The organism is Chryseobacterium sp. Marseille-Q8038 (assembly GCF_965111995.1).
Genome location: NZ_CBCOPN010000001.1, coordinates 2,284,968 through 2,305,694, shown reverse-complemented (window position 1 = coordinate 2,305,694; position 20,727 = coordinate 2,284,968). Strand labels below are relative to the sequence as shown.

Here is a 20,727-nt window from a genome sequence, read left to right as displayed (position 1 = left end):
ATAACTGATTTATTTTATAAGATCAATTATTTTATTATTTATCATTTTATTATAATCTCCTTCAAAAAGTCCATTTTTATACTTTTTGTAATATTCAATTTTTGATGTAGAAAACTCATAATATGATTTGTCCTTATCTTCATAATATTTTCCATCCAAATAATTTGGATAATTTTTATAGTCATTATCGTCTTTAATAATGTATTTACTTGGTACTTCAACTAAAACTTTATCTTCAGATTCAAAAACGTTTAGTATGTCAGAGTAACTAATATTAGTTTCTTCATAATCAGGTTTCCAATACATCACTCTTTGTCCTAATGGATATAAGACTTTATTTTTATACAGATACAATTTCCATCCAAAATGATTTTCACCATTTATGGGAAAAAAGATAATATAATTTTTAGATGTATTTGAAAAATATACCATCGGAGAGGAGGTTTCCAAATCTTCATTATTGATTTTTCTAATTATAGCTTTCTCTATGTCATTAAAAACAAAAGTTATAAGCTCATATCTGTTTTGGTCACTTCCATCAATAAGTGTATTTGATATAGTGAACTTTTTACAGTTTAAATTATAATTTGTTGTTTCTGTACTTTCTTGATTACAGCTGATTTTACTTAATGGAATTAAGTTTTTAGTATTATCTGTCTTGCTTGAAACTTCAGATACTGATGTTTCTTTTTTACTATTTTTTTCTTCTTCTTTTTTTTTCTGCCCTTGGCAAGATAATAGAAAGAACGAAATTAAAATTGTTATTACCTTTTTCATATAATTAATCCCAAAATTTTTGTGCTATCTCTTTTTGATAATCTTTTTCTTTTTGTGACATTGTATTTTCATCTTTGTAATATACAAAAATACCTGGATGACATCGATTAGTTAATCCACCACCTGTAGCAGAACTTCTAATTTCAAAATGTAGGTGCGGGTCTTTAGTTTGTCCATAACCACTTGTGCCATTCTTGCCAATAATTGTCCCACAACTAACTTCTTGTTTAGCTTTTAATGATTTTTCTACCTCTTGTAAATGAGCATAAAATAAATAAAAATCTCCATTAAAGCTAAAACCTGATCCACTTTGTATTTCTCCCATATTTGAATATTGTAAACTGAAATCTCTTTTTCTTTTTAAAAATTCTTTAGGATCTTTTACTTTCAAACAAATTACATTTCCATATCCTGATTGTATACTTATAAATTCTACATATGCGTCAACACATGCATAAGCATTTGATCCTGGTAAAGCAAGAAAATCTATTCCTTGGTGGTTGTGATTACTTCTTTCCTTTCTAACTGTTCCAAAAACATTATATCTGGGCCTGTAGTTTCCATTTTGAGTATAAAGGCATAACATTGGATTGTCAACGGGATCATGCCATTTAGTACTTTTAGGAGGAGAACTTTCAGGAATTGTTATAGCATTTTCACAGTTGAATGTTTTGGGCTTATTACCCGAACCTCGGCTAAAACTAATATTATACCTTCCTAATATTTCTCTTCTTTGAATTTTCTTATCATTGTTATTCTCTTCATCTACACTTTTATTTGCATTATAATTTTTATTACTAGTTTTTTCTTTATTATTTTGTGGGTTATCATTTTTTTGATATAAAATAAAATCATCACTTTTACCGACTCCTATTGGAGCAAAAACTGATAAATAAATATCTTCAGGAGATTTAATATTGTTTTTTTGAGGCTCAAAATATTTTTTCACTTTATCAAGTTGTTTTATTTCTCCCATTTGAGCATATTCCAATTTTAGTTTGTTTAGTTCATCAAAGCGTTCTTCAACAGATAATTTTGGGTTGCTTTTATACTCTTTAAGATTATTTTGTAAAGCATCTTGGGTAAATTGGATTAAGCCTATTGCTCTTGATGACTTTCTGTTTCCTTCTTTCCAGAAGTCTTTTATTGTCATTTTTTTTGGGTCTTTTGTTGAGTTCCATCCTTCTAATTGTTGTGCTTTAAAACTTCCACTTGTTTCAACATTCATAACAGCCATTAACCCATTGGCCATTTCCATTTTTCTGTTTTCTCCCCACAATTCAGCACATATTTGTACTACTTTCTTTCTAAACTCACAACTCACTTTTCCTCCCCAAACTAAGTCTTTATATTGTTCCTGGCATATACAACTTCCTTGTTTCTCAGGTTTTTCTGTTTTCTGCACCCCCGCCGCACTCTTCACCTTTTCCACTTCCATCAGCCCTTCCGAATTTACCCCAAATTTCTGAGATTCAGCGGATAGTTCTTTGGAGATAATTTCTATAAAATAGTTTTGTTTATCTGCATCCGGATCGCCGATACGAGAGTCTATTCCTTTTCCAAAAATATCTTTGCTAATGACAAACCCTGAAGTGTCACATACATCGGCAGGAATTTTAATATTTCCACTTCTGTAGACTTCATCGTTGGAAGTAGTGTCATATTCCCAAACTACATACTGGATGTGTTTCCCCACCATATTTTTGGAGTGAATTCTTACCCTCACTTTATCTCCTATGGCTACTTTGGAAAGCTCTTTTCCGGTATCATCAATGAAAACAGCTTCTATAATATTCCCTTTAGGATCAGGCTGCTTGGGACCTCTTCCTTGTGCGGGCGTGAACTTTGGAGTGTGTTGCTCAGGTTGTGGCTTAGGTTTGGGCTGATTTTGAGTCTGCCCTTTATCATTCGGGTTGGCCACATCTACATTCACCTGGCTGGCTCCCTGAATTTTCCCGGAGTAAGTTGCTGTAACATAATATTCATGATGGGCTCCTTCATTTTTATCACCTTTCATCATAAACTGATTGGCTACCTGACGAAGAATTTTTTCATCAGAAATCAGAGGAATTGGCACTTCTGCAATCCCTTTTTCATTCACCCGTGCTTTGTAGCTGCGGGTATGACGGTTATTTTTATTGATGACCGGATCATGGCCTTTGCCCGGAGCATCATCTTCCCAAAGGTGAAATTCTATTTCCTTATTGAACATGGCGATGCAGTGAGCCTGTGCGATAAGAGTATCACGATAGCTGGCTTTATTGACATCTTTTGCCCCTCTGTTAAAAAGGATTACTTTATCTATTTTTGAAACTTTATCACTGGTAGGAATCAGTATAAAAGTACCCACCAATTCTTTGGTAGCAGGAAGTCCGGGTAAAATCCCTTTTTTATTTTCATAGACTTTCATCTGAAATTCTATTCCCAGTGCTATTTCTCCAAATTTGTAGGTTACTTTTTCTCCCTTTTTAGGCTGGCTGGTGATGTCTTTCCAGGTTCCGTTTTTTTGTTTCTTATAAAGATGCCATTCATATTCTCCTTTCAACCCGAATGAAAGGCCGGAAGGTTGTATTTCGTAGGGATAGGTTTTTCCTACCATAGGATTCTGATTCCCGATAATATTTCCTGTCATGGCTTAGCTGTAATAAAGTTCGTCTGTACCTTTTGTATCCTCCTTGAATGCATCAAAATCTACAACAGGATTGTAGACTTGCTGTTCCTGTGTATTTGCTTTCCGCACCTGGCTTTTGCTGGTTTCACTTTGCTGGCCATGTTTGAGAATGGTAATTTTCCCACCTGTGCTGCACATGAGTTCTGAAATCTCTGTAAGGCAGCTTTTTCCCATGACTTTTACTTTCTCATACGTTTTCTGCCATTTTCCTGCAGGAGCATAGGCGCAGGGAAGATATCCTCCGGAAGTCGGTTTAAGTTTACATTGTCCAAACGGTTGTGCAGCCGGATCAAGCTGAAGATCATCCTCTGTTACTGCCAGATAATCGGCATTTCCTTCTTCATCATTCCAGTAATGTTTCTGGTGGCTGGTAACTTTAAATTTTGGAAATTTGAAACCCTGATTACACTGTACAGTTCCTTTTTGCACAATGAAATATTTTCCTTCATGAGGAGTGGAGCCGCTGTCTTCTTTTGTATCTTTCTTTTTCTCTTTATCGGATTGCTGATTCGTTTTTTCAGAGGATTGCTCTTCTTTGTTTGCTTGCTGTTCCGGAGAATTTTCTTTGCCGGAGCTCATCTCATCTGTAGTTTCTTCCTGTGAAGAGTCTGAAATATCCTGATTCTGAGTTTCGTTTGTCATAAGCTGTGGATCTTCCGGAATAAGAATGGTTTTTCCGGGAACAGGTTCCTGCATAACATCTTCCGGCGGGCAGTGGAGATTATGATAGGTTTTTAAAATGCCCTCATTTTTCAGCTTAAACTGCCGGGCCAGCGAACTGAATGTATCGCCTTTTTGTGTGACATAATTTTTCATATTATCCATGTGTTATATTGATGTGATGTTGGTGTATCAGCGCTTCTTCATGACTGAGTAACACCGAAGCTTTAGCCTGAAGAAGATTCTTATTTTTTTTGTGAGTGATGTATTCCAGTATAATAGTTCCTGATGCAGGTTCAGAAGCAGGTTCCTGAAGTTTAATGCCACGCATGATCTCTTGTGACGTACACAATTCAATGATTTTACCCTTTAAAATGGTCAAAACAGAATCTTCATCTTCATTTTCCTGGTCAGTATTGATTTCACACTGTACAGGAAATGAATTCTGTAAAAGATAAAAAGGTTCTTTCCACTTTGTTTTCTTCTGAAACCAGTCTGTTTTCGGAAATAACGTCTGAAATAAGAGCGTAGTCTTGAATTGCTGCAATAAAAATAATTCATCCTGAATACCTCTTTCAAACACATTCATATAGTTTTGAGCAACTTCGCCTACGTAAAATTCTTCAAGTTCTTTGCGCTGTCCGGAAAATGTTTCTACCATTTTCTTATGGTCTGCAAATCCTGTGATTGTGCCTTGTTTATTCATGATAAATTCAAGAGGCATAATACTTTGCATACACGCAATAGAAAGACTGCTTACTTTATCATCGGGTGTATTTCCCTTGGAGGTAAAATCTTTCTGAAGATAACTCAGGATGTACTGATCTGTATTTTTGTTTTTGTGAAGATCAAGGTGAACCGTGTAATTAATGTTAACCGGAGATTCAAATGGACTTTCAAACGTTTCCTGAACAGTATAGGTCTTAGCAAAAAAAGAATCTGACAGCTGAGCAGGAAGGTTTTCTTTCCTTTTCTTCTCCTTTTGCGCTTCGGTCTTGAAATCAGTAGGAACATAGATTTTCTTAACGTCATTAAGATTTTCAAACCAGACTGTATCCATCTTTTGACAATGAGAATTGTGAAAGAGTTTTAGCTCCTCACTGGTCATGCCCAGCCGGGAAGCAATAGAGGTCAGCGTGTCTCCATTTCGTACCTGATATTGTAAGAAATCAATTTCCATCCAATGTGAATTATCCTATAAAGCTATTAAAAAACTCAATTTGAAATTAATTTTAGGGGTTAAATTTTAGAAATTGTAGTAGAATTACGACTTTAATTTTAAGAAACACGCAAAACCACCCCGTCAAAAATTCTTTGAATTTTCGCCCCCCTCCGGAGGATCTCAGCTCTTATAATGGTTGTCAAAGCTTGAGTTGTACCTTAAAGTAAGCAAATAAGAAACTTTTGTGATTTTTGGGGTTTCATGATATACCATACAAACAAAAGTTATTATTAATTTTAAAGCTATAAAAAAGCAAATATGAAGAATAGATTTTTATACGGAGTTTTCATTGTATTGACTGGTTTAAGTTGGGGAAATGCTCAGGAATTTAGAGAGCAGTCTTCTGTTTTTTTCACCACTAAAGCAAAAGATACGGTAAAAATTAAAGAAACATTTAACGAAAAGGATACTGCCAAAACTGAAGATTTAAAAGACCGGTTGAAACCTATTCAGGCCAATTTTAAAAGAATCAACTCAATGACAAAATGGACTTCTGTCAAAAATAGAAGTATTGAAGGAGAATCAGCAGAAGGTGGGGAAGCTGTATTTTATTATACCCATAAAAACCTGGAAAAAGTGATCGCCAGACATTACGGAGAAATGGGGCAGGTACTGATAGAATATTATCTGTTGAATGGACAACTATCTTTTGTTTTGGAGAAAGAATACCGGTATAACCGACCGCTTTTTTATGATACCAAAGCAATGAAAGAGAATAAGGATACGGAAGCCTTTGATTTTAAGAAGTCAGAAATTACTTTAACCCGGAATTATTTTGAAAACGGAAATATAATTCTGATCAATAATACTGCGGGGCGCGGATTTACTATCAGTGCAGACTATCCGGCCGAACAGGAGAAAAGTATAACAGAGGATTTTAAAAGACTTCTGAAATTAGCTGATTAATTGGTTGTTATTGTTGATTTGCTTTGATGATATTCAGTCTTTCTTCCACTTCATTGATTCTTTTGAGCCAATAGTTGATTCCTTCCTGATTGGTTACCGTTTCTTTAAAAGCATTCCGGTTCACAGCCCATAAATGACTGCTGTTTTTTTGATAATCCAGTTCGCGTTCCTTTTTATTCTCAGGCTCTATCCGGTATCTCCAGAATACCAGAGAATGCATATATTCTGAGCGGATTTTCTCGAGATAGGCAATAATAGCCTTTCGGTCCTGAGGAATATATCCGGGACCAGAGCATCCACATGAATGAAAAGTGATTCCTACCGTATACAAATCGCGGATATGAGCCCATTGCTTGTCGTCATTTTTTGGAGGGGATTTAAAATCAAGTCCCATATTAGCCATCAGATTTCCACATTCAGGGCATTTGGCTTCCACAGAAGTCTGAGCATCCCGATCCACATCTTTTAAATGGCGTCGTTTGAAAGTTTTCTGGCAGTTGAAACAGGCATAATGTCCTTTGTAAACCATCATGGAGTATCGGCACATAGTATTATCTTATTCTTTGGTTATAAGTTATTTTTTATTTGTTTTTTCCTCTTCATTCCAATTGATTCCCATTAGGCTGCTGGCACTTCTCGGATCGTAGACCGACCATACATTTCCCCAGGGAAAGTTGAAGGTGCAGCTTGGGTAAGGTATTTTCTTTTTTTGGGTGGGCGGTCTTTCAAGAATCTGTGTCAGAAATGTGTTGTTCCTGTGGAATACCTTCATTTCTTTTTCTTCTGTCCAATCCTTCCAGTCTTTGGCATCATTGCTTTCACAGGTATTCATATGAATGAGATCCAGCCGTTCTCCGAAAAAACATACACTGAAAGATACCTGGTAGCCTGTAATTTCTATACTCTTAAAATAATACCAAAAATATCCGGTTTTTACATCCCAAATCGTATGATACTTTTCTTTATAAAAATCAGTCTGTTTCAGCTGATCAAGACTCATTCCTTTATAAAGTGTGGTAGCAAAGGTTTCCAGCTCTATAACTCCATTTTCACTGTTAATCAGCATGTCCCAAAAAATTGAAGCTATAAATATACCCGTTTTTTCTTTACAGACAACGAATAATATTTACAGCTTCAAATAGAAATAGAAATATCGGTGTGCTATTGTGTTATGGATTTGATATTATTAAGGTGGATGGGATATCAGAAAGCCAGAGACTTTTTGTGTCAATCAGATTTTTCCAGCTTTTGCTGCTGATCAGCATCAGATCCTGAGAGTTCAGAAATTCTTTCTCAATCTTTTTCTCATTGTACAAGGTGATATGATTGGGTGCTACCTGTTCAATACTTCTGATAAGCTCTTTCACCTCAATATTGTTCCTGATCTGTCCTGCTGCATCCAGAATGATAACCTGTGAATTGTTGTTATTGATAAGCCTTTTTGCATATTCAAGAAGATAGAAATCACTCAGGTTAAAGATCGGAACAAAGATCTTGTCCGCTGTTATAAATTCTTTATCAACAAGAATACCTACAGGAATAGTCGATTTATCCAAAACCTGAAGCGTCAGATCATCGAAAGGAGAGGTATTGAAAATATTCCCTTTTCCTTTTACAGTGTTCAATAATTTTTCAGGATTAATGATTTTGGTGGTAAATCCTAATAATCTTCCCAGTAAACTTCCTTCATACATTGATTTTCCAAGCATAATCAGAAGAAGGTCATAATTTCCTTTATTGGTAATATTGGTCAGGTCACTTTCAACATCTGTAGAAGCTTTGAAAAGAGTAGTTACTTCAAGCTGAAGCTCATGAGAGGTTTCAATGACATTTTTAAACTGTTCTTTTTCAAAATTTTCTATATCGAAGGCGTGAAGTTCATCTACAGGAGCAATATTCATCGCCGTTACGCTTTTGTTCCCGTTCATTTTATGAGTAAAGTTATCTGCCAGTTTCAACAGTTTACTTCCTGCTTTTGCCGTCTCAAAAGAGAGAAGAACTCTGTATTTTGTATCATTATCCTCTTGTTCATCTTCTTCAATCATTGATTTTTTTCCTTTAAAAAGGTAATTGATAAAATCCAGGCACGGCCCTGTCATAAACGTTGTAAATAAAGCCATGATCACCAGCATTGCAAAAAGTTCCGGACCTAATACTCCTAAATCATAACCGATATTCAGTACGATAAGTTCTGTAAGCCCCCGGGTATTCATTAAAGCACCTATGGTGAGACTGTCTTTCCAGCTTATTCTTAAAAATCTTGCGGTAAGAGCACTTCCAACGAATTTCCCGGTAACAGCTGTTAAAATAATCAGTCCGCCGATTTTCCAAAGATGAGGATCATTCAATAGCCCGATCTGGGTTCTTAACCCCGTAAATACGAAGAACAGAGGCAGTAGTAAAACCAGTGCAACATCTTCTATTTTTTCTATGAAAAGATTCCTGAATTTTACGTTTTCCGGCATAATAGCTCCGGCCATGAATGCCCCGAAAAGAGCGTGGATACCAATAACTTCTGTTGCATAAGAAGAGATAATCAAAATCAGGAAAAATATAGCAACCAGCGATTTATTGATGAACCCTTTTCCTTTTTGTGATTCGGCAATTCTGTTCAGGAATGGCCTTACCGCCTTTATCATAATGAATACATACAGAATGGCCATTAAGATAACGAATACTGATCCTGAAAAAGATCCAGCTTTTACCACCGCAATTACTGCTGCCAGAATACACCATGCTGTAATATCATCAGCGGCGGCGCAGGTGATTACTACGGTTCCTATTTTTGTTTTGTGAAGGTTTCGTTCCTGAACGATTCTTGCCAAAACGGGAAACGCTGTAATACTCATTGCAATCGCTATAAATAAAGCAAAGGAACTGAACTGAATTCCTTCCGGTGCAAATTCTTTATAAATAAAATAAGATAGCCCAACCCCTAATGCAAAAGGGAAAATAATACTTGCATGGCTGATCACCACGGCATCATGGGCTTTTTTTCTAAGAACGCTCAAATCAAGTTCCATTCCCACAATATACATGAAGAGAATCAAGCCGATCTGGCTTAAAAACTGTAGATTAGGAAGCGATTCTTTAGGGAAAATAAAGGCAGAAAGTTCAGGGAAATACAATCCGAAAAGTGACGGTCCTAAAACAATACCTGCAATCATTTCACCAATTACAGAAGGCTGTTTCAGCTTTATACAGATCCATCCGAAAAGTTTGGCTACCAGAATAATGGTCACGATCTGGATAAGAAGAAGTGCTAAAGGATGATGAAGGTTTGTCAGAAAAGAATCTGCAAAATTTTCCCACATCGTAGCTCCTGTAGCTTTGCTGGGAGTGATATTTTCTCCTATTTCCAGTGTTTTACCCTGAATAAAAAACCAGTACATAATGCAGGAAAAGAAAGCAATGGTACTGATGTAAAAGATAATATTTTTGTATTTCCCCAAATTCATGATTCCAATATTTTATGCAAATTTGATAAGAATATAGTTATGTTAAATATCCTTTTTTTTAAAATGTAATGAATGTTCTAAAAAATGTAATAAAATCTGTTTGAATCAATCGCTATTCAATGATGTCTTCAGTTTTGAAGGTGTTTCCTGAGAAAAACACAGACCGGATACGATGAATTCTACAGCATAGAAACAGTTTTTCATTATAAAATAAAATCAATTAATTCTATGCAAAAGTAAAGGGATTACCTACTGAAAAAGGGGAGTTGTAATGAAGGACGTAATTTCTGTAATGAAACCGGAAAAATTTGAAAAAGACCTATTTTCCGAATAGCTCCATCAGGGAACTTTTGTAGGCATCACCAATCTGAAGTTTCAGGAAAGTGTAATCTTCTGTAGGAATGGTAGTAATAATTTCGTTGGTTGAAAATACTTTAATGGAAGAAAGAGCAATGATTTCTTTTTTGTTGACCTGGGCAAAATCTTTTGCCGGCAGCATTTCCAGAAGGTTTTTAAAATTCAGGTTTTTTAATACGATCGTAGTGCCGTCACTGAGGATGATGTCTTTATCTCTGCTATCGATCTCAGAGGTTTTGATGTAGGAAATCTGTTCTGTGAAGATAACCGTTTTTCCGATATTGGTATTCCATTCGATGAAAGGCTTTTTAGGTGCGTTTTCCACCAGTTCTTTAGCTTTTTCGAAGGCCTGGATCAGTCTTTCTTTTTTGATAGGTTTTCTTACATAATCTACCACATTCAGGTCGAAAGCTTCGGCTGCATATTCTTTATAAGCGGTAGTAAAGATGATCTTTTTTGAACCTGAAATAATCTCAGCTACCTGAAGTCCTGTCATTCCCGGCATTTCAATATCCAGAATACACAGATTACAGTCAAGGTTGTCAATCTCGTTAAGAAAAATTTTAGGATCATTGAATGCTTTTACCACTTCTACATTGTCGATTTGCTCGCATAGAAGTTTTAAATAGCTGATCGCCAGTAATTCATCATCCAGAATAACGCATTTTATCATAGAATTCTCCTAAATTGATTTTTAATTCTGCAGTGAAGACTCCGTTTTTTGAACTTCTTTCCAACTGGTAGTACGTGCTGTAGATCATTTTAAGCCTTTGGTCAAAAGACTGGCTTCCAAAACCGCTTTTTTCCTTTTCCAGAATATTTTTTAACGAAGCTTTGTTGCTTACTTTCATGGTGAAAATACCATTTTCAAGCTCCATATAAATGGAAATAAAAGAATCCTGAGCCAGGAAATCTGTATGTTTAAAGGCATTTTCAATAAGATCCACAGAAATCAGCGGAGCAAATACCTTTTCCTCATACAAAGCATCAGATTTATTAATCCTTGATTTGATTCTGAAGTCAAAAAGGGGATTGATCTTGATTTTGTTGATCTCAATAAGGCTTAAAGCAAAGTTCAGCTCTTCTTTCGGGCTAACGTACTTATTGTTGCTTTCATATAAAATATAATCCAGTACATTGGCCAGCTTATCCAGCGACATATAGGTCTGATAGGCATGAGACTGTACGGAATTGAGAATGTTTTTAAACAAATGCGGATTCAGCTTTGTTCCGATATGTTCCAAACGTACTTCATTCAGGCGCTGTTCGATAAGTTTGTTGGTTTCCGATAACTTGGTATTTCTCTGTTTCAGTTTCTGATTCTGGCTGAAGAGATAAATACTGGTGGTCAGAAAAAGGAAAATGGCAAAAACTCCGAAGAATATCAGGTAATCATGAATCATGTAGTAATTGCCTTCCATAGCTTGTAGTTGCTGAAAACTATTTAAGTTTCTTAAGACCGTTTACCGTTACGGTTTCTTCACACTTTTCAAAAGTGATTTCGTAAGACGGATTTTTTTCAGGATAGGTAATAAGATAGCTTGGGCAAGGTTTTTTCTGGGCATGGCTGCGGTCAAAATCTACTTTCCCGTTGGTAATGATGCTGTCTTTTATAAATTTCTCATCAATCTTATAGGCAGTCATTGCATTTTTAGCCTCTTCAGAATATTTGAATTCCTTGGAAAGACTTTCAGCAATCACACGGCTGTTTGGTAAATATCCGCTGCAGCTTGCGCCCTTTTTGTTTAAAATAAAAAATACGAGTAAAAGCCCCGGAACGAAGCCTATTGCATAAAATTTCAGTTTTTTCATTAGAAAATTAAAAGATTGATATCGTGGTACGTAAGTCCGAAACGGTCGCAGATGATTTTCTTGGTATGTCTTCCTTTGTACATATATAAGCTCTGCTTCATTTCGTTTTTGCGGATCAGCATATTTTCAAAGCCGCCCTCTTCGTCATAATTTAAAATATAGGAAAGGAAGAAATTCGAGATAGCTTTAGTAGTGGTTCTCGGCATTCTTGAGGTAAGGTTGGGAAGTCCGCAGTGGATGACACCGTGTTTGATAATATAAGGATCTTCCATGGTAGTAAGTTCTGAAGTCTCAATCACTTTACCATTATCTATGGTGATGTCAATAATGACACTGCCTTTTTTCATTTTCATGACCATATCTTCGGTAACGATAGGAGTCATATTTAATCTTGGTAACGCTCCAATCACTACATCAGCACGTCTCAAGCTTTTGCTGAGCTCTTTAGGATCTATAATGGAAGTAGGAACACGGCTGTCAACAATTGTATGAAGCCTTCTCAGTTTGGATAAAGAGTTGTCAAAAACCTTTACGCTGGCTCCTAAACCAATGGCTGCTTTTGTAGCAAATTCCCCTACAATACCAGCTCCCAGGATTACTACTTCAGCAGGTCTTACTCCTGTAATTCCTCCAAGCATTAACCCGTTTGATAAGGCCAATAATTCCGAAGCATATAAAATGGAAACAGTTCCTGCAATTTCCCCTACTAACCTTACTAAAGCCAGCTGCTTATATTCATCAACGATAAATTCAAAAGCGATGGCATTTATTTTTTTCTCTGCAAGTTTTAAGAAATAATCCTTGTCTCGGAGATTGATCTGAAGTGCAGAAACCAGATAAGTATTCGGTTTCATGTACTCAATCTCATCTTCTGTAGGTGGATTCACCTTCAGGATAAGATCCTGTCCGAAAGCTTCTTTAGGATCATTGGTGATCTTCGCCCCAGATTCGGAATACTGTAAATCTGTAAAAAATGAACCTTCTCCGGCCCCGGCTTCTATAATGATCTCATGGCCGTGCTCTACCAACACCTGTACGGCGTCAGGAGTGATGCAGGTTCTCCTTTCGTTGAGACAGGTCTCTTTAGGAATACCAATACTGAACTGTTTTCCCTTTTTTATAACCTCCAATTTTTCCTCTTTCGGCATTAATTCTTCTTCTGTGAAAGGAGTAAAAATATTTGTACTCATCCTTAAATTAAATTATGTCTTACAGATTGTTTTTTACACTCAATTAATGAACAAAGATACATAATATTTAATCGAATGAAATTTCTCTTTTTTCACCCGTATTCACAATACTCATTGCGTGGTAGTTAAGGCCGTAAAGCTCCTCTTCATAGACTTCCGGCCATTCGATGATGCATAAAAAAGAATTGTCCAGGTATTCTTCAATTCCGATATCATACACTTCTTCAATGTTTTTCAAGCGGTAAAGATCAAAATGGTATACTTTTCCTTTTTCCGTATTGTATTCATTCACAATAGAGTAAGTAGGAGAGTTCACTTCATCCTTGCTGCCCATACTTTTAAGCAGGAATTGAGTGAAAGTGGTTTTTCCTGCTCCCAGATTTCCCTTTAATAAAAGAATATTATGTTTTAATTGAGGAATGATGCTGTCAACAACTTCCTGCCAGTCTTCGATTTTATCTATAGTGAATTGCATATATTACCAAATTTATTTTGCAAAAATAATGATTTATGAGTCTTTAATGAGAGGTTAGAAGCTAGAAATTAGAAATTATAAGCTGGAAGCCGGAAGCTGGAGGCTGGAAGCTCAATACGTACTCTCAAGCCCCAAAACTCGGCAAATCGAATGTTGAAATTCTTATCTCGTACACTCTCAAACCAAACACAACACGACTCCCAAACTCTCAAACCCTCCGGCTCTCTTACCAGAACCCTTCCAACTTCTCCATAAAATACTTAATTTTACAGCATGATTTCCAAACAGACCATTGATAAGATATTCTCCACAATCCGCGTTGAAGAGATTGTGGGTGAATACGTGCAGTTGAAAAGAGCAGGGTCTAACTTTAAAGGGCTCAGTCCGTTTCATGAAGAAAAGTCTCCAAGTTTTGTGGTGTCACCAAGCAAGCAGATCTGGAAAGATTTCTCAACAGGAAAAGGAGGAACGGCCATCTCTTTCCTTATGGAAATTGAGAACTTTACCTATCCTGAAGCACTTCGCCACGCTGCCAAAAAGTACGGAATTGAAATTGAGGAAGATCAGCGTGAAATTTCTGAAGAAGCAAAACATGCACAGACCGAAAAAGATCTGTTGTATAAGATTCATGAAGTAGCCAATACTTATTTTCAGGAGATTCTTTGGGATGATCATGAAGGGAGAAGTATAGGTCTTTCTTATTTTAAAGAAAGAGAGCTTAAGGACGATATTATCAAAAAATTCCAGCTGGGATATTCTCCGGAGAAAAAGAATGCTTTTACAGCGTATGCACTGGAAAAAGGATATACCAAAGAAATTCTTGAAAAATCCGGACTTTCTATTTTTCCTGAAAATACACCTGCAGGGGTAGACCGTTTCAGGGAAAGGGTTATTTTTCCGATACATAGTTTTTCAGGAAGGGTTTTAGGTTTTGGAGCGAGGATTCTTAAGAATAATGTTAAAACTGCAAAATACCTCAATTCGCCGGAAACGGAGATCTATCATAAATCTAATGTTCTTTATGGATTAAACCAGAGTAAACAGGCCATTTCAAGAAAGAATGGCTGTCTTTTGGTAGAAGGATATATGGATGTGATTTCACTTCACATGTCCGGAATTGAAAATGTGGTGGCAAGTTCCGGAACGTCTTTGACAACAGAGCAGATCAAACTGATTAAGAGGCTTACAGAAAACGTAACGATTCTTTTTGATGGTGATAATGCCGGTATCAAAGCCAGTTTCCGAAGTATTGATATGCTTTTGACTGAAGGTATGAATATCCGTGTGTTACTTTTTCCTGATGGAGATGACCCGGATTCTTTTGCCAGAAAACATCCGCAGGAATACGTTGAAAAGTATATCGAAAATGAAGCGATGGATTTCATCGATTTTAAAGCGGAAATTCTTTTAAAGGATATCGGAAATGATCCTATCAAAAAGGCTGAAGCCATCAGAGATATTGTAAAATCTGTTTCTTTTGTACAGAATGCCCTGAAAAGAGAGGTATACCTTAAAGAGGTTTCCAACAAGTTCGGACTTTCCGAGCAGAGTCTTTTCAATGAACTGGATGTTCAGAAGCAGATTACACAGAATCAGACGCATCATGTACAGCAACAGCAGAAGGAGAAAGCAGCCGCTCCAAAGATGGAGATGGTTCCTTTGAATCAGGAAAAAGAAGATCCCTTTCTGTATGATGTATTGTTCATGGAAAATAAGCTTGTAGAACACATGCTGGCATTTGGGGATATTATTCTGAAACGTAGAAATGAACAAGGTGAAGAATATCAGATTACAGTAATTGAAGAAATACTTCATCATTTTGAAGAAGAGCAGTATGCATTTTTGGTTAAAGGCAATGAAATCATTATCACTCAGGTGAGAGAAGGCATTCAAAAAGATGAGCTGAGAAGTGGAAACTTTTTTGTATCTTTTATGGATGAAGAGATTACCACGAAGGTTGTAGATGCTTTAATTCCGTTGGATGAGCTTGAAAACTGGGCTTCCAGAAATATTTATCCTCCTAATTACGGGGATAAAGTGGCAGATCAGATCAAGGGAGATGTTCTATTGCATAAATACAGATATATTGATTATTTAATCACCGAAACAGATAAGGAGTTGGATGTGTACAGGGATACTGATGAAGTAAAGTACTATGAACTTATCAAGAAAATCACCTTATTGAAACAAGCTTCAATGCGATTGAGTAATATCATCGAATATTCGCCTATCAAAGGAATCTATGGAGATAGAAGAAGATAGTTTTTAAGTCAGATTTTTTGATATTCTGTGACAAAAAGTCCTATAAAATTTTAGGAATAAATATTGTAATTTAAACTTCGAGAATAGTTAAAAAATAATACATAATAGAAATATGGACATTAAAAAAGAATTCAGAGATTTCTCTGTAAAACATTTAGGAAACAACGGTTTGGTTACCGATCAGTATATGGGAATGTATGGCCCAACGAATCTTACTCCGTACATCATGGAAGAAAGAAGATTAAACGTTGCTCAAATGGACGTTTTCTCCCGTTTGATGATGGACAGAATTATCTTCCTGGGAACAGGGATTGATGATCAGGTAGCAAACATCGTTACAGCACAGCTTTTATTCTTAGAAAGTGCAGATCCTTCAAAAGATATTCAAATCTACATCAACTCTCCTGGTGGAAGTGTTTATGCAGGTTTAGGTATTTATGACACCATGCAGATTATTAAGCCGGATGTAGCAACAATCTGTACAGGGATGGCTGCTTCAATGGGAGCTGTATTATTGGTTGCCGGAGAAAAAGGAAAGCGTTCTGCGCTTAAGCACTCAAGAGTAATGATCCACCAGCCGTCAGGAGGTGCTCAGGGAGTTGCTTCTGATATGGAGATCAACTTAAGAGAGATGTTGAAATTGAAACAGGAGCTTTATGAAATTATCGGTCACCATTCAGGACAAACTTACGAGTGGGTAGAGAAATCTTCTGACAGAGATTACTGGATGACTTCTGAAGAAGCTAAAGGCTACGGAATGGTAGATGAGGTTCTTCAAAGATCTACTGAGAAAAAATAATTGATTGTAAAATCATAAGAAACCGCACCTATCTGGTGCGGTTTTTTTTGTAGGATTAATTATGAATTTTGACTGTTTAGATTACTACGGAATGACAAACTGTATGGATAAACCATCATTCCAATTGTGTCATTCCGTAGGAATCCAGCCGCAATTATTCATGAAGAAATACTTCAGAAATAGTTACAATCCAGACCAGATTTCAATTAAAGACGTAAAAATTCCCATCCTTTGGAGGGGTGGCGAAAATTCAAAGAATTTTTGACGGGGTGGTTTTCTACACGCATTCATTAAAAAACAACAATTAGGCACTTTTCTTTATTTTTTTACAATCTTATGTATCACAGAACCACTATTGGTTTTAATCTCAACAAAATAAACTCCTGAGGATAAAGATCGGATAGGAATCTTCAACTCCTGAGAAGTTATTACCTTTTGTCCTGTAGCAGAATAAACATTCACTTCTTTCAGTTTCTCATCAGTTTCAATCTGAATAAAATCACTTGCCGGATTTGGATAAATGCCGAATTTTTTCTTTGTAACTGATGAAGTACCCAATGTCAGTTGTGCTTCAGTTGGAGTAAATGGTCTTCTTTGTCCGAAGCTTAATCCAAACCAATCGTTATTGCTCAGCTGAACCTGAGAAAGATTTGCTTTCATTTGCCAGCTTGATAAATCTTTTCCTTTATACAATTTCCAGCTGCCCGATCCGGAAGTATTCCCGGTAAATGAATTTAATGATAAGTTAGAAATCTGATTGTTCGCTGATGTAAAATTAAAATAGGAAATCTGAGTCTGAACCAGCTGTAGAGCCTGCTCTGCAGTTATACTTCCGTTATATTTAATTCCAAACACAAAAGAATTGGCGTTTCCATTGGCATTATCTGTCCCAAAATCAATAACTATGAGGCTTTTATTATTTCCGGTTCCCACCCAATGAGTAACCTGAGAGGGAGTAAACCATGAAGAACTATAAGCCGGAACAGGAGGAGAAGGAGGGATGTCATAATGATCAAGGCCATATGAAACTCCATACCATTTTCCGTCCACTAAAGGAGTATAGCCTACACCGTTGTTCCATGTCATGCCGGATGCACCGGACCCGGACCATGTTATCCAGCTGTCATCAATGGTGGATGTATGATGATTATAATTCAGAATAGAAAGATATCCTGTGGGAATATCAACGTTCATTTGGGGTTCTGCTGCCACAATTGCATTGATAAGATCTTCCATCAATAAATCATTGCCATCAAAACGGTATCCCCATGCATAAGAATTGGGAGTACTGCTGTCATTAAAATCTGCAATGAAATAGGCCTTTTTAGAACCGGTTCCTACCCAAAATTTAATGTCGTTTTCTGTAAATTGGGCCGACAAGAGCTGCATACAAAGCAGTAAGAAAAAAAGATAAATTTTCCTCATGATATCATTAATTTAAAGTTTTATTCCCGAAACTTATCTTCAGGGGGAGAAACAATTCTTCTCTGAAGTCAGTATTCTAAGGCAGGTCTCCTGGCTCACATCTTACAGCTTCCTTCCCGGATTTCCCTCCAGTGGATTATTATGCTATAAGTTTAAACAGTTTACAGTTGCGGGTACAGCTCAGGATTTGAATAGTATTCTCACCTGATTCCCTATTAATGAACATTGTTCAGCCTTAAAACGCTGCAAATATATCATATAAATTGATGAGTCTGTTTTGTGAATTATTTTTTTTCAGATATCCTTAAAAAATTGATTTTCATATTGTTTATTGATTTGCTTGTATTGTTGTTGTTTTATTTTTAAATCCTGAATTTTTCTGTTTATATTCAATTCATTTTTAGATTCTAATGTTAAAATACAATTATCATTATATTCAAGATCAGTTTACAATCAGTTTATACATTCGCAGCCATAAAATAGCATATGAAAAAATTACTATGGTCTGTTGGAGTACTGGCAGTATTGGCCTCATGTAAAAGTGATGATGACACAACAATAATGAATCAGGATATTAATTATTCCAAACTTCCTCAGGAGTTTCCATTTACAAAACTGGCTACGATTAACGGAGTGGATGTTATCAACGGCGGATTTGGTTCCGGAGCTGCAGCTCACCCTACAAGAAAAGGTGAATTTTATGTCATTACAGACAGAGGTCCAAATACCGACTTCCAGAATGGAAAAAAGTTCTTAGCACCTAACTTTACGCCAACGATTATGCATTTTAAAATTAATGCTGACGGGAATGTAGAGGTTATCAAATATATTAAGCTTAAAAATCCATCAGGACAACCTATTACAGGTCTTCCAAATCCTGTAGGAATGGGAAGTACAGGAGAAATTGCTTATGATGCTTCCGGAAATGTTTTAGGTACTGATCAGTACGGTCTTGACAGTGAAAGTATTGTAGCAGCAGCCGACGGTACATTCTGGGTTTCCGATGAATACGGACCGCATATTGTGCATTACAGTGCAGAGGGAGTAGAAATGGAAAGAATAAGCCCGATAGGTGTAAATACCGGAACAAGAAAATTACCTGCCGTTTTAGCCAAAAGAAGGGCCAACAGAGGGATGGAAGGATTGTGTATTACTCCGGACGGAAGAACGCTGGTAGGAACTATACAGTCGATGATGCTGGTACCAAGCAAAGCATTGGCAACCAATACTACTTTAACGAGAATTGTCACGTTCGATATTATTACAGGGCAGACCAAGCAGTTTTTATATAAACAGGATGGAGGTGCTTCGGATTCGGTATGTGATATTACAGCGTTAAGTAACAACGAATTTTTAGTGATCGAAAGAGACGGAAATTTTGGATCCCAGGGAGGAATTAAAAAAGTATACAGAATTAATCTGAGCAATGCAACGGATGTAAACGGAACAGATATTACTGCTGTGGACGGTATGAAAGTGAATGGAAAAGCTTTGGAACAATGCTCATGGGATGAAATTACCACTGCCGGAATAAAAGCTGTGACCAAAACATTGGCTGTTGATCTTGTTGCAAAACTGGGGTATGAGCATGATAAGTTTGAAGGGATCGTTTATTTGGGAAATAATAAACTGGCTGTTTTCAATGATGATGATTTTGGAGTAGTGGATGATGGAAACGGAAATCCGAAAGCTAAGATTCTTCCTAAAACAGGGAAAGTAGACAAAGGAACGATGTATGTAGTCAATATTCAATAATTAGATTTTTTTAACGGAAAACGGCGGCATCGAAGATAGTGATGCGCCTGAAATCAAATGAAAACCCTTGAAATGAGTTTCGTTGTAATGACGGCTCTTTTCAGGGGTTTTCTGTTTAGTTACATTTCGTATTTACGTATTAAAACTTACTTTTTCTTTGTTGAATTATTTTTCATTGTTTTAATAATATGTTTCAGCCTTAGCATGATGGTTGATGATGATATTCAAGATATAGAATAATGTAAATGATTGATTATTCAGCAATGTATATATTGAAAAACCAATCGTTTGTATCACCGTAAAATGAAAATGATTGGCTTTACCATTCTGATATTACGGTAGAGCCAATCATTTGATTTTTATTAGGAGCTACTAATAATTTACTCTGAATTTATTGCTTTGTCAAATGTATTACTTGATTAGTAGGCATAGTAGTTTGAAAATTGCTACAGTCCTGTGTTACAATATCATAATCTGGGCGAAAATTAATTGTCATTTTATTGGGGGTTTCAGGCTTAATGCCTATATAAACAAATCCAATATCAATGCAGCCTAATTTTCCTCCAGAGAAAGTCATTAAGTACAATTTTAAATCTTTGTGAAAATTATAACCCAAACTTGCATCATTATCAGATTTATTAAAATTATTGAACAAAACAGTTTCGTTAGAATTAGTTATTTTAAATCTTCCTATTAACATATCCCATTTAGTGTTTGAAAATTCTGTTGGTACATTTTCTTTTTTTATAATGTTAATTTCATAATTTTTTCCTTCGTGGGTACCTTTCCAAGTTCCCACATATTTATTTAAATGCCCGTTAATATCTTTTACTGATGTATAGGGTGGACATGTTTCAAGATTATTTTGACATTGTGCTATCGTTTCTAATGATACTGTTTGTGCATTTAAATTAGCAGTAAATATTGTTAGTATAATAAAAAAAATATTTTTCATATG

At 36.1% G+C, this 20,727-nt stretch carries 18 protein-coding genes and 1 riboswitch; of the genes, 4 read left to right on the top strand and 14 right to left on the bottom strand.

All coding sequences use genetic code 11. The features are described 5' to 3' along the window. Positions 1-9: 9 nt before the first annotated feature. From ACWPWS_RS10650 to ACWPWS_RS10635, 4 genes are read right to left on the bottom strand one after another with little or no spacing between them, the layout of a single operon-like run. A complete protein-coding gene (locus ACWPWS_RS10650; protein WP_454046469.1) occupies positions 10-777 on the bottom strand; it encodes a hypothetical protein in 768 nt (255 codons plus the stop codon). 4 nt (positions 778-781) lie between these two features. Further along, positions 782-3,409: a M23 family metallopeptidase gene (locus ACWPWS_RS10645; protein ID WP_454046468.1), complete on the bottom strand. Its 2,628-nt coding sequence runs from the start codon at positions 3,407-3,409 to the stop codon at positions 782-784. A gap of 3 nt (positions 3,410-3,412) precedes the next feature. Next, positions 3,413-4,264, bottom strand: a complete 852-nt coding sequence (locus ACWPWS_RS10640) for a DUF4280 and LysM peptidoglycan-binding domain-containing protein (RefSeq protein ID WP_454046467.1) — start codon at positions 4,262-4,264, stop codon at positions 3,413-3,415. 1 nt (position 4,265) lies between these two features. Next, positions 4,266-5,288 carry a LysM peptidoglycan-binding domain-containing protein gene (locus ACWPWS_RS10635; RefSeq protein WP_454046466.1) on the bottom strand — a complete coding sequence of 341 codons (1,023 nt, stop codon included), beginning with the start codon at positions 5,286-5,288 and terminating at the stop codon, positions 4,266-4,268. Positions 5,289-5,588: 300 nt separating this feature from the next. On the opposite strand from ACWPWS_RS10635, the gene ACWPWS_RS10630 reads away from it, so the two are divergent. Further along, entirely contained in the window at positions 5,589-6,236 is a 648-nt protein-coding gene (locus ACWPWS_RS10630) for a hypothetical protein (RefSeq protein WP_454046465.1), read from the top strand. Positions 6,237-6,243: 7 nt separating this feature from the next. On the opposite strand, the gene ACWPWS_RS10625 is transcribed toward ACWPWS_RS10630, so the two are convergent. The 8 genes from ACWPWS_RS10625 to tsaE all read right to left on the bottom strand — a co-directional run bounded on the left by ACWPWS_RS10625 (position 6,244) and on the right by tsaE (position 13,528). After that, the gene (locus tag ACWPWS_RS10625) at positions 6,244-6,768 is read right to left on the bottom strand and encodes a hypothetical protein (protein ID WP_454046464.1); all 525 of its coding nucleotides are present in this window, start codon (positions 6,766-6,768) and stop codon (positions 6,244-6,246) included. A 42-nt stretch (positions 6,769-6,810) separates the two neighbouring features. Continuing rightward, a complete protein-coding gene (locus ACWPWS_RS10620; protein WP_454046463.1) occupies positions 6,811-7,302 on the bottom strand; it encodes a hypothetical protein in 492 nt (163 codons plus the stop codon). A 103-nt stretch (positions 7,303-7,405) separates the two neighbouring features. Continuing rightward, positions 7,406-9,694, bottom strand: coding sequence for a cation:proton antiporter (locus ACWPWS_RS10615; protein WP_454046462.1), 2,289 nt, complete (start codon positions 9,692-9,694; stop codon positions 7,406-7,408). A gap of 319 nt (positions 9,695-10,013) precedes the next feature. Continuing rightward, positions 10,014-10,724, bottom strand: a complete 711-nt coding sequence (locus ACWPWS_RS10610; protein ID WP_454046461.1) for a LytR/AlgR family response regulator transcription factor — start codon at positions 10,722-10,724, stop codon at positions 10,014-10,016. Continuing rightward, a complete protein-coding gene (locus ACWPWS_RS10605) occupies positions 10,699-11,472 on the bottom strand; it encodes a histidine kinase (protein ID WP_454046460.1) in 774 nt (257 codons plus the stop codon). The genes ACWPWS_RS10610 and ACWPWS_RS10605 overlap by 26 nt, the downstream gene beginning before the upstream one ends. A 19-nt stretch (positions 11,473-11,491) precedes the next feature. Further along, entirely contained in the window at positions 11,492-11,863 is a 372-nt protein-coding gene (locus ACWPWS_RS10600) for a DUF4258 domain-containing protein (protein WP_209785484.1), read from the bottom strand. After that, positions 11,863-13,053 (bottom strand): alanine dehydrogenase, encoded by a 1,191-nt coding sequence (locus ACWPWS_RS10595; protein ID WP_114821220.1) that lies wholly within the window; start codon positions 13,051-13,053, stop codon positions 11,863-11,865. Before ACWPWS_RS10595 ends, ACWPWS_RS10600 begins: the two co-directional genes overlap by 1 nt. A gap of 67 nt (positions 13,054-13,120) precedes the next feature. Continuing rightward, positions 13,121-13,528, bottom strand: a complete 408-nt coding sequence (tsaE, locus tag ACWPWS_RS10590) for a tRNA (adenosine(37)-N6)-threonylcarbamoyltransferase complex ATPase subunit type 1 TsaE (RefSeq protein ID WP_454046459.1) — start codon at positions 13,526-13,528, stop codon at positions 13,121-13,123. 273 nt (positions 13,529-13,801) lie between these two features. Between tsaE and dnaG the strand changes: the two genes are divergently transcribed. Continuing rightward, positions 13,802-15,790 (top strand): DNA primase, encoded by a 1,989-nt coding sequence (dnaG, locus tag ACWPWS_RS10585; RefSeq protein ID WP_454046458.1) that lies wholly within the window; start codon positions 13,802-13,804, stop codon positions 15,788-15,790. 112 nt (positions 15,791-15,902) lie between these two features. Beyond that, a complete protein-coding gene (clpP, locus tag ACWPWS_RS10580) occupies positions 15,903-16,589 on the top strand; it encodes an ATP-dependent Clp endopeptidase proteolytic subunit ClpP (RefSeq protein WP_027373257.1) in 687 nt (228 codons plus the stop codon). 318 nt (positions 16,590-16,907) lie between these two features. Here clpP and ACWPWS_RS10575 read toward each other — a convergent pair whose 3' ends face one another. Beyond that, positions 16,908-18,014 (bottom strand): T9SS type A sorting domain-containing protein, encoded by a 1,107-nt coding sequence (locus tag ACWPWS_RS10575; RefSeq protein WP_454046457.1) that lies wholly within the window; start codon positions 18,012-18,014, stop codon positions 16,908-16,910. Between the two features lie 63 nt (positions 18,015-18,077). Then, positions 18,078-18,267, bottom strand: a riboswitch (cobalamin riboswitch). A 233-nt stretch (positions 18,268-18,500) separates the two neighbouring features. Here ACWPWS_RS10575 and ACWPWS_RS10570 point away from each other — a divergent pair. Continuing rightward, the gene (locus tag ACWPWS_RS10570; protein ID WP_454046456.1) at positions 18,501-19,769 is read left to right on the top strand and encodes an esterase-like activity of phytase family protein; all 1,269 of its coding nucleotides are present in this window, start codon (positions 18,501-18,503) and stop codon (positions 19,767-19,769) included. Positions 19,770-20,160: 391 nt separating this feature from the next. Here ACWPWS_RS10570 and ACWPWS_RS10565 read toward each other — a convergent pair whose 3' ends face one another. Further along, on the bottom strand, positions 20,161-20,724 hold the full coding sequence (locus ACWPWS_RS10565) for a DUF6705 family protein (protein WP_454046455.1): 564 nt from the start codon (positions 20,722-20,724) through the stop codon (positions 20,161-20,163). Positions 20,725-20,727: the final 3 nt, after the last annotated feature.